Here is a 14,972-nt window from a genome sequence, read left to right as displayed (position 1 = left end):
ACGCCGACGCGTACGATCGGCCGGTGACTGACACCGCCGTACTGCGTGCGGATGCCACGCCGTCCACTCCCGCCCTCGTTATTCGTCCCTGGTGCATGCAGGACGTTCCCGCGCTGGTCGAGGCGTGCCGGGATCCAGCCTTGCGCCTCTGGACAAGCTCTTCCGTGGAGAACGACGCCGACGCGGTACGGTGGGTGCGGGCCCAGCAGCGAGGATGGGCGGTGGGCGACCGGTTCGGCTTCGCGGTCCTTGAAGCGCAACCCGACTCAACCCATGGGCAGTTGCTCGGCAATGTGGTCCTCAAGGAAGTCGCCTCCGGCAAACCCTCGGCTGAGGTGGGCTATTGGACCGCGGCGCATGCTCGCGGACGGGGTGTGGCGCCTCGCGCTCTGGAGGCTCTCACCGGCTGGGCCTTCGACACGCTCGGGGCCGGTTGGCTGAAGCGTCTGGAACTCCTGCATCAGGTGGACAACTCCGCTTCGTGCCGGGTTGCACAGAAGAGCCGGTACGAGTTCGACAGCCTTCTGCCCGCGGCGCCGCCCTCCTTCCCTCTCGACGGTCATCTGCACATACGGTGCAGGGATACCTGAGATCCACTCGCGCCCTGCGGATCGGCCGAGGTGGCTCATGCCGCGCAGGCAGCTTGAACACCATGGCGAGTCCAGCAGCACGTCCTGGTCGCTGGTGATCTTCGATCAACTGAGCAACCATTCGAAGAGACACGCTCTAGGTGATCAGGCCCTTCGCGTACTTGTCGAAGTGGTCGCGCCAGGCGACCGGGCCGGGGTCGGGGGCACTCTGGGGTCGGGGGTGGCGGCGTTCGTGGGCCTCCCAGGCCGCCTCCGTGCGGCACGAGCCGCAGTGCGTCTCGCCGGCCGCCGGGCGGAAGACGTGCAGGTCTCCCGGGCCCTCGCAGGTGATCAGCGGCGCCGGGCGGGTGGGCGGCTCAGGTGAGGTGTCCGGGGTATCCGCCGAGGCCGCCGGGGGCGGCATCTTTTCCGTCAGGCGGTGCCGCAGGAAGCCGACGGCCGACCGTACGCCGTTGCTCGGCAGGTACGCCGTCAGGGCGCGGCGCAGATCGGCCGCCTGCATCCCGCGACGGAGCCATTCCGCCGCATGCTCGGCCAGCCCCCGCGCCTCCCGGACCCCCAGGAGCAGATCCCTGTGCGAGTGGCGGAGGGAGAGCAACAGGCGTTCGGCCTGGAGGAGTTCCGGGTCCCCTTCCGGGTTCGGGTCCGGGTCGCGTTCCGGGTCCGCTTGGGAGGGTGGGTGGGGAGGAGTCTTCCCACAGTCTTCTTCTACCGGTTTATAGGTTCGGGCTTTCCGCGTACCCAAAGAACCGACCATCGGATCCCGCTCACTCGGTGGCTCCGCCGGAGGACCCCCGTCCCGAAGCGCGATCGCCTCATCGCTCGTCAGCGTGACGTTCGACGTGAGCTGATCCGTGACCCAACGCCCCCGGTCGTTCTGCCACTTCCACTCGTGGAGGTACCCGTTCGCGATCAGATCCTTCCTCGCGTTCCGGTACTGCCGGGGCGTCAGCCCCAGCGCCTCCGCGTACGCGCCGAGCGCGTCGTACCGGTCCTTCTCGGGGAGGCTCTGGACGACGAGGAGCAAGACCTTCGCGTCGTTGTTCATCCGACGCGAGTGGAGGATCTCGTTCGAGACCTTCGTATAGCTGCGCACAGGCGCGATAGCATGCCGAAGCATTTCTGGTGGACACCGCTTCCACTGGGCGTGAAGGTCCTCGGGCGGTGTTGGCGCACCCCCGGGGACCGCTCCATTTACGGAGCGTGATAACAGGGTTACCGTAGCGCAGACTTCACGGTCCAATGCAACAACTCCGCCTCTACGAACGGATCTTCGAGCGTCGGTCGTGACCGCCAGTCCAACGGCCAGGTCAGCCCGTGCAACGCCGGGATCCCGACGTACGCCTCACTCCTGCCGCTCCCACTCAGCGCCCTCGCCGGCGCCGGCCACGCGAACTCACCGGCGGTGCGGGGCGGCAGCAGAAAGTACAGGTTCTTCTCACCGGTCGCCTCGCGGACGATCGGGCCCGCCTGGAAATCCGTGAACGACATGATCCGGTACGCCACGTCCTCACCGAGGAACCCCCCGATCCGTACGGCGTCGAAGTGCACCCCCGCGTGACGGAGAGCGTGACCGGTCGCGGGCACCCAAGAGGGCGCGATGTCAAGCGACTTGCGCAGATTCATGCGACCAGCTTTGCGGGCGTGGTGTGCTGTGACCAGCGACACAGGCCGGTTGTGCCGGACTGTGCACTCGGGAGGTCGGGTGTGAACAACGAGAAGAAGGGGAGCCCGGGGGCCGCGAAGGCCTTCGGCGCGCTCCTGCGCTTCTACCGCGAGCGGGCAGGGATCTCGCAGGAAGCGCTGGGCCGGGCAACCGGCTATTCCAAGTCCCAGGTGGCGATGATCGAGCGCGGGGAGCGGCGGGCGAGGGCGAACTTCGTCAAGATCGTGGATGAGTTGCTCGGTGCACAAGGTGCACTTTTGCAGGTCGCCGAGGAGGTGACGGCCAGTGGTGTCGCCGCCTGGTTCGAGGACTACTTGGAGGAGGAGGCGAAGGCTGCCGGTATCCACAAGTACGAGATCCAGCTGATCCCCGGGCTTCTCCAGACCTCGGAGTACGCGCGGGCGGTGTTCCACTGCGGCGTCCCGGTCCTGGAGGAGGAGGTCATCGAGGCCAGCGTGATCGCGCGCATCAAGCGGCAGGAGGTGTACTTCCGCAAGCCGCAACCTCTTGTGACCTTCGTCCTGGAGAAGGCCGCGCTCATCAAGCCGATCGGCGGACCGGACGTGCTTCGGAAGAACCTGCGCTACATCCGCGAGTGCGCCGACCTGCGGAACGTCACCATTCAGGTCATGCGTGACGACGGGTGGACCCATGCGGGACTCAGCGGATCATTCACGCTGCTTGAGACCGAGGAGCGCCGCAGTCAACTCGTCTATGTCGAGGGACAGAGCAGCAGGTACTTTCTCAGCGAGCAGCCGGAGGTGGGGGATTGCTTCGCCCGCTACAGCGCGTTGCGGGCACAAGCCTTCACTCCAGAGGAATCCGCACGACTCATCGAACAGGTGGCACGAGAGCTATGAGTACCGACCTCAACTGGTTCAAGAGCAGCTACAGCAGCGACCAGCAAGGCGACTGCGTCGAGGTCGCCTCCTCCGCCCACTCCGTTCACGTCCGGGACTCCAAGGACCTCACCGTCCCCTCTCTCTCCCTCTCCCCCTCCGCCTGGGCCGCCTTCCTCGGCTCCATGTGACCCCTCCCCCCCTCACGATCGGCAGGTCACCCGGGTCGTACCCTCGGGCTCTCCTGCCGATCTTGAGGGGTTGCCGCATGATCAGACTCGCTTCCGCCGTCACACCCGTCCTCCTGAACGGGGTGCCGCTCGCCTCCGAGGCCAGCGTCGCGCAGTCGTTCTTCTGGGAGGCGTTCGATCAGTACTGGTACGTGTGTCAGCGGGACATCACCCCCGAGGACCAGGACCGGCTGCTCGTCACGCGGCTCCGTGCCGACGGGAGCGTCGTGGACTCGATGCACGTCGAGCGGGCCGGGCACGGGGCGAACACAGGTGTCGAGCGGACCGGGGGCGGGGTGTTCCTGTGGACCGACGCGCTGCCGGTCGGCGGGTGGGCCTCGGCGGTCGCGCGGATCCCGTACGTGCCCGGCGGCACCGTCGACGCCTCCGACACCGCCGCCCCGGCGACCGCGATCACCTTCCACCGGCCCCGGACGACGGGGGCGTACCGCGTGTCGGCGACCATCGATCCGACCCGCCGGGAGCTGATCTACCGCTGGCAGTCGAGCAACGTCGGTTCCGATTCCTCCGCCGGCGGTGTCGACCGCTACGACCTGGACGCCGCCGTGGCCGGTACGTACACGCCGCTCGCCACGCTGCCGTTCACGCCCTCCGGCCGCACCCTCCAGGGGTACGCCAGCCTCGGGGACTACCTGTACACGCTCTACGGGCAGCCGTCCGGTGAGTGCCGCGTGACCTGCGCCCACTGGGACACGGGTGCGGTCGTGCAGGACGAGGTCGTCGCCGCCTTCGGGTCGATCACGTACCGCGAGCCCGAGGGGCTGTGCGTGTACGGGAACAGTCCCGGCGATCCGCAGGCCACCCTGGCGTTCGGGTTCGCGGGCGGGGTCTCCGGCGCGCGGCGCTTCCACGCGGCCCGCTACCCGCACCCGGGGACCAGCCCGTGGGTGGAAGTCCCGTACGACACCGTCGTGTTCGCGCCGAACAGCGCGTCCTACGCGCCGCAGTACCGGCTCTCCGGCGATCAGGTCCACCTGCACTTCTCGATGGACCGGGTCGACAAGCTGGCCTGGGCGGACGTGACGAAGCTCTTCCAGCTTCCGCAGCCCGCCCGGCCGAACCGTACGCAGCGGCTCGTCGGCGTCCTCTCCGGGGCGTACGTGACGGGTCAGCCGCTGCTCGTCCGGCTCGAAGTGACGACGGACGGCTGGGTGACGCTCTTCGACGACCGCGCCTTCAAGGGCTGGATCGGCGCGGACGTCAGCTTCTGGACCTGCTGACCGCCTCGTCGATGAGGGCGGAGGCGGCCCGGCGGGCCGTCTCCTCGGTCCGGCCCGGCTCGCTCAGCGCGAGCGGGCGGGGCAGGCGGACCACGCGGCGGCCGGTGAGCGCGGTGCGGCCCGTGACGATCACGGCGCCGTACCTCGCCGGACGCACGCGGCCCTCGCGGACGTCCCCGGCGGTGGCGTACGTGACGTCGTACCCCTCCTCCTCCAGCCAGCGGACGACGCTCGCGTCGGCGCCCGGCTCCCCCGAGACGACGTGGAGGACGCCGGAGGCGCGGGCGGGCTCCCGTACGACGAACGGCGTGTGGGCGCGGTGGCCGTCGGGCGTCGTGAGGACGGCGAGGTGGAGGCCCGAGACCCACTCGGCGGGGATCTTCAGGGTCCAGGTCCGGTCCGCGTCGGTGGCCGTGAGGAGGTGGCGGGCGCGGGCGCCGGCGTAGTGGCCTAGGCGGTAGATCGAGACGGTCGCGCCGGGGGTGGAGAGGTGCAGGCGGAGGGTCTCGCCGGGGGCGACCGAGTCCCGCTCGGTGCGGCCCGCGATCTGCGGGCGGGCCGGATCCACCCCGCAGGTCTCCGCGCAGCCGACGGCCCACTGGTCGGAGCCGGGTGCCCTGTTCTCCCGTACGACCGGGTTGTCGGCGGTCCTGGCGGGCGGGACGGCCGGGGTCGCGGCTGCCGTGCCCGCCGTCAGCCAGGGGGTCGCCGCGACGGCACCCGCGCCTGCGCCGAGGCCGTGCAGGACCGTACGACGGGACAGCTCCGACATGGGGCGACCTCCGGGCCGGTTGTCATGGAGCGATCATGGTACGGGCGTTCCCCGTACACATGGATGAAGGCCTCCCCCCTGGGCGAACCCGGGGCGGAGGCCTTCGTCTCACGTGGAGCGGAGCCTGATCAGAAGGCGCCGTTCAGCTGCCACCAGCTGTCGGTCTCCGGGAAGCCCGCTTCGAACTTGCCGGTGCCCGTGCCCGAGTAGAGGATCAGGGCGCCGTCGCCGCGGAACACGTTCGACGAGTAGCTGCTGTTGGTGATGGCGGCCAGGTCGTGGTGACCGTCGCCGTCGTAGTCGCCGACGGCGAGGAGCTGGTCCATGACGTTCCAGCCGCTGCCCAGGAGCAAGCGGGCGCCGAACGTGCCGCCGGCCTTGCCCGGGTACATCCACAGCTTGCCCGTGGACGCCTCGCGGGCGACCAGGTCGGGGCGGGCGTCGCCGTTCAGGTCGCCGGTGCCGGCGAAGGCGTTCATGCCGTTCCAGCCGCCGCTGCCCAGGAGCACGCGGGAGCCGAGGGTGCCGGTGGTGGTGCCCGGGTACAGCCAGAGCTTGCCCGAGGACTTCTCGACGGCGACCAGGTCGGAGCGGGTGTCACCGTTCAGGTCGCCGACGCCGACGAGCCGGCTCATGACGTTCCAGCCGCCGGTGCCGATGAGCTTGCGGGCGCCGAGGGAGCCCGTACCCGTACCCGGGTACAGCCACAGCTTGCCCGTGGACGCCTCGCGGGCGATCACGTCCTCCTTGCCGTCACGGCTGAAGTCGCCGTGACGCACGAGGGCGTTGAAGGCCTGCCAGCCGCCGGAGCCGACGAGCTTGCCGCTGCCGTCGCCGGGCAGGAACCAGAGCCGGCCCGCCTTGTCGCGGACGAGGACGTCCGCCGTCCGGTCGGCGTCGAGGTCGCCGAAACCGGCCGCCTTGGGGGCCTCGGCCGCGTACCAGACCGGGTACGGGTCCATGGTGCACTCGCGCTCGGCGGCGACGAACTTGAGCGAGCTGATCGAGTTGCTGCCGGGGCCGCCCCACTCGGAGCCCGAGGGGTCGGGGTACACGGAGTAGACGGCGCCGTCGGTGCCGTGGTTCGGGTCGTCGTACAGGCAGGCGAACTTGTTCGTGCGGTTGACGACCGAGCGGAACGTGTTGTCCCAGGTCCCGAGCGTCGCCGCGTTCGCGTTCGTCTTGTACATCGTGCCGGTGCCGTTGTCGGTCTTCCAGGCACAGAAGTAGCCCGACGGGCAGTCGCTGATCGCGGCCTGGGCGGGCGCGGCGCCCGCGCCGAGCAGGCCGGCAGAGGTGAGCCCCAGCGCCGCGGCCACCGTGGCCAGGCGCTTCAGCAGTGAAGTGCGCAAATTCGTTTCCTCCCTGAGGTGGCGCGGAGAGGCCTCGACGCGCCACGGGGAGGACCGTACCTTGCCATTCGACGATCATGGCAAGGGGGTTCCGGTTCCTCGTCGTCAGGGCGTCAGGACCCCGTTCAGGAAGGGCTCGACCGCCTCGCTCCAGGCCTCCGGGTGCTCGTAGTGGAGGAGGTGACCCGCGTCGGGGATCTCCGCGTACGCCCCGTGGGGCAGGACCCTGACCATCTCCTGGGCCTCGGCGCGGCCCAGCTCGCCGTCGAGGCCGCGGACGACGAGCGTCGGGCAGCGGACCTGCGCGAGCGACTCCCAGTGGGCGTCGTGGACCCAGGTCTCGCGGGAGGTCAGCATCTGCGCCGGGTCGAAGACCGGGCGCCAGCCGTCCGGACGCTCGGCCATCACCTCGGCGAAGAAGGCGGCCCTGGCGGGGTTGGGGCGCTCGACCCACGGGTCGTCCTCGCCGAACCAGCGGCGCACGGCGTCCAGCGACGGGAAGGGCGCGGGCCAGTCCCGGAACCAGTCCTGCCACGCGCGCTGCGAGGCGGCGCCGAGAGCCGAGGCCCGCATGTCGCAGATGACGAGGGCGCGGACCAGGTCGGGGCGCTCGGCGGCCAGCTGCCAGGCAGTGAGGGCGCCCATGGAGTGGCCGACGAGGGTGACCGGGCCGAGGCCCAGCTGCTCGACCGCGGCGGCCGCGTCCGCCACGTACGCCTCGCGGGTGAAGGGGCCGGCGGCCGGCTTCTGGCTGTGGCCGTGGCCGCGCTGGTCGAGGGCGACGACGCGGTGGCGGCCGGTGAGCCGGCGGACCGCGGGGGCCCAGTGGGCCGCGTGGCCCATGAGGCCGTGGAGGAGTAAGACGCCGGGGGCCGGGGTGGAAGCGGGCGTGGGCGTGGGCGTGGGCGTGGGCTTGGGCGTGGGCGTGGGCGTGGGGGCCGTCCGGGGGCCGGGTGGGCGGGGGACCGACCGTGAAGCAGCCTTCGGGTCGCCTTCGCGGATGTCGTGGCCTGCGTCGCCTTCGCCGGTCAGCGTCGTGTAGTCCCAGGCGGCCAGGCGTACGCCGTCGGCCCCGGTGACGTCGAGTCGTCGCGCCATGTCCCTGGCACCCCCTCTTTCCCGTCGAACCGCATCAGAGTATCGAACTCGCATTCGAAAATGAGCTTCTGCCACCCAACACCCCTCGTTCGAGTGACAGGGCTCAAGGGTTGACCCCCGCCGCCGAGGGGAGATCTTGAACGGGAGGCGGACCGCTCGGGGAAAAACGGTCCGACGGGACTGACCTTGAGAGCTCGGGGCTCCAGGTCAGGACAGGGGAGGACAGGCCCCGGCGCCGGAAGGCGCCGGGGCCCTCTGCTGCCCGCCGCCCTGCTGCCCGTCGCCCTGCTGTCCATCGCCCTGCCGCCGCCGGCCACCCCTCTGCCGCCGACCACCCCGCTGTCGCCCGTCGCCCTCGGTCCCGCGTCGTCCTCATGAGCCACTCCTCACGGCAGCACACGGCTCGTCAGCACACGGCTCGTACCAGCGTTGCACGCCGAGGGGGCGGGCGTGGCCATTCCGGCGTAAACCGGGGCGCACGACGGACGTTGGAGTTCTGAACCTCTGAACCTCTGGACCTCTGAGCCTCTGAACCTCAAAGACGAGGGGCGCCCCACCGACCGGTGGGGCGCCCCTCGTCTCCGTACGCGTACTCAGATGCTCAGATGCTCCGTACAGCCTCAGCGCTTCGCGACGAACACGTGCGCCGCGACGTCCGCGTCCAGCTCGGCGGCCTCGCCGCTGCTGCCCACGAGGACACCGCCCGGCGACTCCGTCACCGACACCACGGAACCGGGCTGCACGCCCGCCCTCCGCAGCGTGTACATCAGCTGGGCGTCCGTCTGGATCGGCTCGCCGATCCGGCGCACGACGACCGTCTTGCCGCCGCTCGCGTCCAGGTCGGCGAGGGAGACCATCGAGTCGTCGAGGAAGGCCTCGGCCTCCGCCTTCTCACCCAGCTCCTCAAGGCCCGGGATCGGGTTCCCGTACGGCGACTCCGTCGGGTGACGCAGCAGCTCCAGGACCCGCCGCTCCACGGCCTCGCTCATCACGTGCTCCCAGCGGCACGCCTCCGCGTGGACCTGCTCCCACTCCAGGCCGATCACGTCGACGAGCAGACACTCGGCGAGCCGGTGCTTGCGCATGACGCGGGTGGCGAGACGACGGCCCTCTTCCGTCAGCTCCAGATGGCGGTCACTCGCCACGGCCACCAGGCCGTCGCGCTCCATCCGGGCCACTGTCTGGCTCACCGTGGGGCCGCTCTGATCGAGCCGCTCGGCGATCCGGGCACGCATAGGGACCACACCTTCCTCCTCAAGCTCGAGGATGGTGCGGAGATACATCTCCGTTGTGTCGATCAGTCCGGACATACGTGCCCCTCGATGAGTCGTGCGCTGGCCCTGCCCCAATTCTGACGCATCGCACCGACAACCGGGCCGCACACGGGTGAGGCGGTATTGACAGAGCAATGGTCCAGACCGCACCGTGAGCCGCGACCACGACGAGAAGGAGCCGCCACGATGGGCGAGAGCAAGCTGGCCGGACAGTTCTTCGACGCCGCGATCGGGCTGCTCCAGCAGGTCCGAGACGGGGACTCCGAAGAGATCGCCGCCGCCGGAGCCGCGATCGCCGAGGCCGTCGCGAACGGCAACCGGCTCTTCGCCTTCGGCGCGGGCCACTCCTCGCTCGCCGCGCAGGACGTCGTCTACCGGGCCGGCGGCCTCGCCCTGATGAACCTCCTCGCCGTCCCCGGCGTCGTCGGCGTCGACGTCATGCCCGCCACGCTCGGCTCGGCCCTAGAGCGCGTCGACGGCCTCGCCGGGGCGGTCCTGGACTCCTCCCCCGCCAAGGCCGGGGACGTCCTGATCATCATCTCCCTCTCCGGGCGCAACGCCCTGCCCGTCGAGATGGCCATGAACGCCCGCGCGCTCGGCCTCACCGTCATCGGCGTCACCTCCGTGGCATACGCGACGGAGACGAAGTCGCGGCACGTCTCGGGGTCGTACCTCAAGGACCACTGCGACATCGTCCTCGACTCCAGGATCGCCATCGGCGACGCGGAGCTCACCCACGAGGGCATCGAGGCGCCGTTCGCGCCCGCGTCGACCGTCGTGACCAGCGCGCTCATGCAGGCCACGATGGCCGCCGCGGCCGAGGAGCTCGTACGCCGGGGCATCGAGCCGCCGCTGCTGCGCTCCGGGAACGTCGACGGCGGGCACGAGTGGAACGGCCGCGTGATGACGGAGTACGGCGACCGGATCTTCTTCCGGCACTGAGCCGTACGGGTCGGGGGTCGGCGGCCGTCACTCCAACGCGAGTACGCCGCCACCGAGGCCGGCGCCGAGCTCCGCCGCGACCCTGGACGCCACCGTCTCCGCGTACGTCACGTCCTCCCGCTCGAAGCCCGGGCGGCACGCGGCACGCAGGAACGTCAGGACGCCGAGCGTCCGGCCCCGGGTCCGCAGGACCACGCACAGGGCGTGGGCCGCGTCCCCGGGCCACTGGTGCGCCTCGGCCCACACCTCGGCGGTACGGCCCGCGCTCGCCCGCACCGAGCCCGCGCGGTCCCACGCCTGGAACGCCGGATGCCGCGGCCCGTACCGCAGCGGGATGCCGCCGCCCACGACCGGCGACGACGGGCCGGGGGCGCCGGGCGGGGTGGCCAGGGCGCGGGTCAGGCGGCGCTCCCCCACGACCCGGTCGACGAGGGCGTGGTCCGCGAAACCGGCCAGGGAGAAGTCGAGCAGGACCGTCACCGCCTCCTCCGGGTCCTCGCACTCGGAGGCCGCCGCGCCCGCCCGGTGCAGCTGGCTCCACCGGAACCGCAGCCGGTCCGCCTCGCGCACCGCGAGCCGCTCGTCCGTCACGTCCTGGAACAGCCAGGCCACCCCCAGCGGCACCGGCTCCTCCGCCATCGGCGAGGACAACCGCAGGAAACCGCTGCGCCAGCACCGGCGCTGCTCCCCCGACGCGGTCCGCAGCGTCACCCACACCTCGGCGGGCGCGGGCGGCGTGCCCTCCGCCAGGACGTGCAGGAGCGCGCCCTCCAGCTCCTCGGCGCCGTGCACGACGACATCGCCGAGGGGACGCCCGAGCAGGGCCGTACGACCCGTACCGAAGGCGCGGGCGGCGTGGCCGTTGACGACGGCGGGGCGCAGGTCGGCGTCGACGAGCACGACACCCCAGGAGGCGTCCTCGAAGAGGGCCTCGCTCAGGGCGACCGAACGCTCCAGATCGAGCTGTACGTGGACCTCGCTGAACGCGCAGTAGACACCCGCAGGCGCGCCGTCGGCACCGCGCACCCCGGCGGCCTGACTCCGCACGAGCACCCGCCCGCCGTCCTTGCGCAGCAGCGCCAGCTCGTGGACCTGCCGGCCGGGGCCCTTCATGACCCCCATCAGCCGCCCGAGGATCTCCTCGGCGTCCGCACTGCGCGCCGCCCACCCCCCGAACCCGCGCCGCCCGACGGCCTCCCCGGCGGACCAGCCGAGGATCCGCTCGGCCTCGCGGTTCCAGTGTGTGATCGTCCCGTCGGCGTCCAGGGCGCAGAGCGCCGCGTCCATCCCGTCGAGCAACGCGGCCAACAGATCGGCCCCGGCCCCCGGAACGGAGGCGGTATCACTCGCGGCCCCCGTGAAAGCACTCATCCCGGTCCCCCCCATGCTGCGCCCATTCAACTGGAACGTGACACAGAGCACACCCCGCTTCCGCGAATTGAATAAATGGGTTGAGGGGCGCGGGGGGCGCTTCCTAGGGTGTGGGTACACGCGAAAGGAGGTGATCCGAAGACATGGTTTCTTTTCGGACTCGTGAGGTGACTGCGGGCTAAGGCCTGCCAGTCGCACACTGTGCACCTCGGCAGGCCTGTCTGCCGAACACCACCGCAGTCACCCGACCCGTGAGTCGCCGGTCAGTCCGACCGGCTCCTGTCCGAACCTAGGCGGACGGGACCAAGGCTCACGGATCGTCTGCGTTTTCCGGGGCCTCCGGGGTTCTCCAGAGCTTTCCGGTGCTTTCCGGCGCTCAGGGAGCGAGGCGTTCCACTCGCCAGGTCTCGTCCTCGCGGACGTAGCGCAGGCGGTCGTGGAGGCGGTTCTCGTGGCCCTGCCAGAACTCGATCGTGTCCGGGACGACCCGGATGCCGCCCCATTCCGGCGGGACCGGGACCTGCTCACCCTCGGGGTAGCGGGTCTCCAGTTCCTCGTAGCGGGTGAGGAGTTCCTCGCGGGAGGCGATCACCGAGGACTGGTGGCTCGCCCAGGCGCCGAGCTGGGAGCCGTGCGGGCGGGTGCGGAAGTAGGCGACAGTCTCGTCGCGGCCCGTGCGGACCGCGCGGCCGGTGACGATGACCTGGCGGGCCAGCGGGTGCCAGGGGAAGAGCAGCGCGATCCGGGGGTTGGCCGCCAGCTCCTCGCCCTTGCGGGAGCTGTAGTTGGTGAAGAAGACGAAGCCGGCCGCGTCGTAGTGCTTCAGCAGGACCGTCCGGGAGGACGGGCTGCCGTCGGGGGTCGCGGTGGACACGACCATCGCGTTCGGCTCGTGGATCGCCGGGTTCTCCGCGGTCTCCTTGAACCAGCGGGAGAACTGCGCGATGGGCTCGGGGGCGAGGTCCGAGACGGACAGCTCCGTGGTGCGGTACTGCTCGCGCATGTCGGCGGGATCCAGGGCGTCGTTCACGGGATCGGTCACGGGATCGTTCGTGGCGTCGTACACGGGATCGGTCACGAGGTCATCCTGCCGCAGCACCTGAGCTTGCCCGGCACCGCCCGGCCCTAATCCTCTCTCGCCGAATCGGCGCAGTGTGCCGGATGTCACGCTTCCCCGCATCATCGGAACCGTACAGACTCTTCCGCTGGATGACTGTTGATTCCCCACCATCGACCACCGCACGGTTGATCGATCATCGATAGAGGAGCCGCCTGATGTCCGACTTCGTACCCGGGCTCGAGGGAGTCGTCGCGTTCGAGACGGAGATCGCCGAACCCGACAAGGAGGGCGGCGCCCTCCGCTACCGAGGCGTCGACATCGAGGACCTCGTCGGCCACGTCTCGTTCGGCAACGTCTGGGGCCTGCTCGTCGACGGCGCCTTCAACCCGGGTCTGCCGGCGGCCGAGCCGTTCCCGATCCCCGTGCACTCCGGTGACATCCGGGTCGACGTGCAGTCCGCGCTCGCGATGCTCGCGCCCGTCTGGGGCCTCAAGCCGCTCCTCGACATCTCCGCCGAGCAGGCCCGCGACGACCTCGCCCGCGCCGCCGTCATGGCCCTCTCGTACGTCGCCCAGTCCGCGCGCGGCCAGGGCATGCCGATGGTCCCGCAGAGCGAGATCGACAAGGCGCAGTCCGTCGTCGAGCGGTTCATGATCCGCTGGCGCGGCGAGCCCGACCCGAAGCACGTCAAGGCCGTCGACGCCTACTGGACCTCCGCCGCCGAGCACGGCATGAACGCCTCCACGTTCACCGCGCGCGTCATCGCCTCCACCGGCGCGGACGTCGCCGCCGCGCTCTCCGGCGCCGTCGGCGCCATGTCCGGCCCGCTGCACGGCGGCGCGCCCTCCCGCGTCCTCGGCATGATCGAGGAGATCGAGCGGACCGGCGACGCCACCGCGTACGTGAAGCAGGCCCTCGACAAGGGCGAGCGGCTCATGGGCTTCGGCCACCGCGTCTACCGCGCCGAGGACCCGCGCGCCCGCGTCCTGCGCCGGACCGCCAAGGAGCTGGACGCCCCGCGCTACGAGGTCGCCGCCGCGCTGGAGAAGGCCGCCCTGGAAGAGCTGCACAACCGCCGCCCCGACCGGATCCTGGCGACGAACGTCGAGTTCTGGGCGGCCATCGTCCTCGACTTCGCCGAGGTCCCCGCGCACATGTTCACGTCGATGTTCAGCTGCGCCCGTACGGCCGGCTGGTCGGCGCACATCCTGGAGCAGAAGCGCACCGGCCGTCTCGTCCGCCCGTCGGCCCGCTACACGGGCCCCGGCCAGCGGGACCCGCGCTCGATCGAGGGTTACGCCGACATCGCCGGCTGAGTCGCCTCTGCGGGGTACGCCTCCGGGTGCAGCAGCAGGTCCGCGTGGTGGCGGGCCGCCACCAGCGGGTGGGCCCGGAGCTTGCCCTTCAGTTCGTTCCGGCCGTACTCGGCGAACAGCGGGTTCGCCGGGTCGGCCGTGACGCCCGGGGCCGCGGAGGCGTACGGGAAGGTCAGCGGCGCGATCCGGGCGTCCAGCCGCGGGTTGTAGAAGAACGGGACGGAGTACCGCTCGGTCGCCCCGGGCGGGGAGACCACCCGGTGGTTCGTCGCGATCAGATAGCCGTTCGTGGCCACTTCGAGCAGCTCGCCGAGGTTGACGACGAAGGCGCCCGGCAGCGGCGGCACGTCGTGGAAGTCCCCGTCCTCCCGCTGGACCTGGAGCCCGCCGACCTGGTCCTGGAGCAGCAGCGTCAGGAAGCCGTAGTCCTTGTGCGCGCCGACGCCCTGGTCGTCGCCCTCGCCGCTGCTGCCCGGGTAGCGCACCAGCTTGAGGTGCGGGTGGGCGCGCGGGCCGAAGATGTCGTCGTAGAAGTCCGCGGGCGCGCCGATGGACGTCAGGAGCTCGTGGAGCAGTCGCTCGGCGACCGCGCTCAGGCGGTCGATCCAGTGCAGGGCCGCGGTCCGCAGCTCGGGGAGCGCGGCCGGCCACTGGTTGGGGCCTTCGAGCCACCAGTACGGGGCTTCCCAGGGCGCGGGGACGTGCGCGGGGCGCTCGGCGCCTATGTCGAGCTGGTCGCGCCAGTCGCGGGCGCCGGCGGTGCGCTCGTCGCCGATGCGGGTGTAGCCGCGGAAGTGCGGGGAGTTGATGTTGTCGAGGGCCAGCCGGTCGGCCTCGGGCAGCGCGAAGAAGGCGCGCATGGCGGAGGTGAGGGCCCGCGTCTCGGCCTCGGTCACGCCGTGCCCGACGAGCTGGAAGAAGCCGACGTCGTGGGCGGCGGAGTGCAGCTGCGCGTGGAGCAGGCGGCGGGCCTGCGGGCCTCGGTCGGCGGCGGAGAGGTCGACGATCGGGAGCTGCGAGGCGTAGGTGGGGTGGATCCGCGAGCCGTCCACCGGCTCGTGGGAGCGCGCGCTGCGGTTCGGCTGCTGAAGGGAGTACGAGCTGCGAGTCATGAGTGCGTCCGCGGGGTCTACGGGGTGCCCGGGCGGCCGCCAGGGGTGGGGCGGGGGCCACGGGTGCCGGTCGGGCTTGGGCTCTGAGCGAGGGACCCGGGGGCGAGGT

Annotated in this window: 15 protein-coding genes; 6 read left to right on the top strand and 9 right to left on the bottom strand. The window is 71.2% G+C overall.

Annotated features, from left to right (window positions below; translation table 11 throughout):
- Positions 1 to 23 precede the first annotated feature (23 nt).
- Positions 24 to 590, top strand: a complete 567-nt coding sequence (locus tag ACZ6K0_RS01660; protein ID WP_469229176.1) for a GNAT family N-acetyltransferase — start codon at positions 24 to 26, stop codon at positions 588 to 590.
- Between the two features lie 136 nt (positions 591 to 726).
- Here the strand turns inward: ACZ6K0_RS01660 and ACZ6K0_RS01655 are convergent, their stop codons facing one another.
- Together ACZ6K0_RS01655 and ACZ6K0_RS01650 are read right to left on the bottom strand one after the other, a co-directional pair.
- Complete coding sequence (locus tag ACZ6K0_RS01655; protein ID WP_469229174.1) at positions 727 to 1,686, bottom strand: hypothetical protein; 960 nt, start codon at positions 1,684 to 1,686, stop codon at positions 727 to 729.
- Between the two features lie 119 nt (positions 1,687 to 1,805).
- Positions 1,806 to 2,216 carry a hypothetical protein gene (locus ACZ6K0_RS01650; RefSeq protein WP_469229171.1) on the bottom strand — a complete coding sequence of 137 codons (411 nt, stop codon included), beginning with the start codon at positions 2,214 to 2,216 and terminating at the stop codon, positions 1,806 to 1,808.
- Between the two features lie 81 nt (positions 2,217 to 2,297).
- On the opposite strand from ACZ6K0_RS01650, the gene ACZ6K0_RS01645 reads away from it, so the two are divergent.
- From ACZ6K0_RS01645 to ACZ6K0_RS01635, 3 genes are all read left to right on the top strand, one after another.
- Positions 2,298 to 3,116 (top strand): helix-turn-helix domain-containing protein, encoded by an 819-nt coding sequence (locus ACZ6K0_RS01645; RefSeq protein ID WP_469229170.1) that lies wholly within the window; start codon positions 2,298 to 2,300, stop codon positions 3,114 to 3,116.
- A complete protein-coding gene (locus ACZ6K0_RS01640) occupies positions 3,113 to 3,286 on the top strand; it encodes a DUF397 domain-containing protein (protein ID WP_376408998.1) in 174 nt (57 codons plus the stop codon). Before ACZ6K0_RS01645 ends, ACZ6K0_RS01640 begins: the two co-directional genes overlap by 4 nt.
- A 77-nt stretch (positions 3,287 to 3,363) precedes the next feature.
- The gene (locus ACZ6K0_RS01635; protein ID WP_469229168.1) at positions 3,364 to 4,566 is read left to right on the top strand and encodes a phage baseplate protein; all 1,203 of its coding nucleotides are present in this window, start codon (positions 3,364 to 3,366) and stop codon (positions 4,564 to 4,566) included.
- Here the strand turns inward: ACZ6K0_RS01635 and ACZ6K0_RS01630 are convergent.
- The 4 genes from ACZ6K0_RS01630 to ACZ6K0_RS01615 form a co-directional block, all read right to left on the bottom strand.
- A complete protein-coding gene (locus ACZ6K0_RS01630) occupies positions 4,547 to 5,338 on the bottom strand; it encodes a N,N-dimethylformamidase beta subunit family domain-containing protein (protein WP_469229166.1) in 792 nt (263 codons plus the stop codon). The genes ACZ6K0_RS01635 and ACZ6K0_RS01630 overlap by 20 nt on opposite strands.
- 128 nt (positions 5,339 to 5,466) lie before the next feature.
- Complete coding sequence (locus ACZ6K0_RS01625; RefSeq protein WP_469229164.1) at positions 5,467 to 6,690, bottom strand: FG-GAP-like repeat-containing protein; 1,224 nt, start codon at positions 6,688 to 6,690, stop codon at positions 5,467 to 5,469.
- A 105-nt stretch (positions 6,691 to 6,795) separates the two neighbouring features.
- The gene (locus tag ACZ6K0_RS01620) at positions 6,796 to 7,788 is read right to left on the bottom strand and encodes an alpha/beta fold hydrolase (protein ID WP_469229162.1); all 993 of its coding nucleotides are present in this window, start codon (positions 7,786 to 7,788) and stop codon (positions 6,796 to 6,798) included.
- A gap of 620 nt (positions 7,789 to 8,408) precedes the next feature.
- A complete protein-coding gene (locus ACZ6K0_RS01615; protein ID WP_376413568.1) occupies positions 8,409 to 9,098 on the bottom strand; it encodes a metal-dependent transcriptional regulator in 690 nt (229 codons plus the stop codon).
- A gap of 150 nt (positions 9,099 to 9,248) precedes the next feature.
- On the opposite strand from ACZ6K0_RS01615, the gene ACZ6K0_RS01610 reads away from it, so the two are divergent.
- Entirely contained in the window at positions 9,249 to 10,004 is a 756-nt protein-coding gene (locus tag ACZ6K0_RS01610) for an SIS domain-containing protein (protein WP_317598090.1), read from the top strand.
- 27 nt (positions 10,005 to 10,031) lie between these two features.
- Here the strand turns inward: ACZ6K0_RS01610 and ACZ6K0_RS01605 are convergent, their stop codons facing one another.
- Both ACZ6K0_RS01605 and pdxH read right to left on the bottom strand, forming a co-directional pair.
- Complete coding sequence (locus ACZ6K0_RS01605; protein ID WP_469229160.1) at positions 10,032 to 11,375, bottom strand: PAS domain-containing protein; 1,344 nt, start codon at positions 11,373 to 11,375, stop codon at positions 10,032 to 10,034.
- 376 nt (positions 11,376 to 11,751) lie between these two features.
- Complete coding sequence (pdxH, locus tag ACZ6K0_RS01600) at positions 11,752 to 12,378, bottom strand: pyridoxamine 5'-phosphate oxidase (RefSeq protein WP_376413585.1); 627 nt, start codon at positions 12,376 to 12,378, stop codon at positions 11,752 to 11,754.
- A 272-nt stretch (positions 12,379 to 12,650) separates the two neighbouring features.
- Between pdxH and ACZ6K0_RS01595 the strand changes: the two genes are divergently transcribed.
- The gene (locus ACZ6K0_RS01595) at positions 12,651 to 13,751 is read left to right on the top strand and encodes a citrate synthase 2 (RefSeq protein WP_376413575.1); all 1,101 of its coding nucleotides are present in this window, start codon (positions 12,651 to 12,653) and stop codon (positions 13,749 to 13,751) included.
- Here ACZ6K0_RS01595 and ACZ6K0_RS01590 read toward each other — a convergent pair.
- Positions 13,730 to 14,863: an isopenicillin N synthase family dioxygenase gene (locus tag ACZ6K0_RS01590; protein WP_469229158.1), complete on the bottom strand. Its 1,134-nt coding sequence runs from the start codon at positions 14,861 to 14,863 to the stop codon at positions 13,730 to 13,732. The two genes, ACZ6K0_RS01595 and ACZ6K0_RS01590, sit on opposite strands and share 22 nt — an antisense overlap.
- Between the last annotated feature and the right edge of the window lie 109 nt (positions 14,864 to 14,972).

The organism is Streptomyces sp. NPDC042346, assembly GCF_055581845.1.
This window is presented reverse-complemented; position numbering and strand designations above follow the sequence as displayed.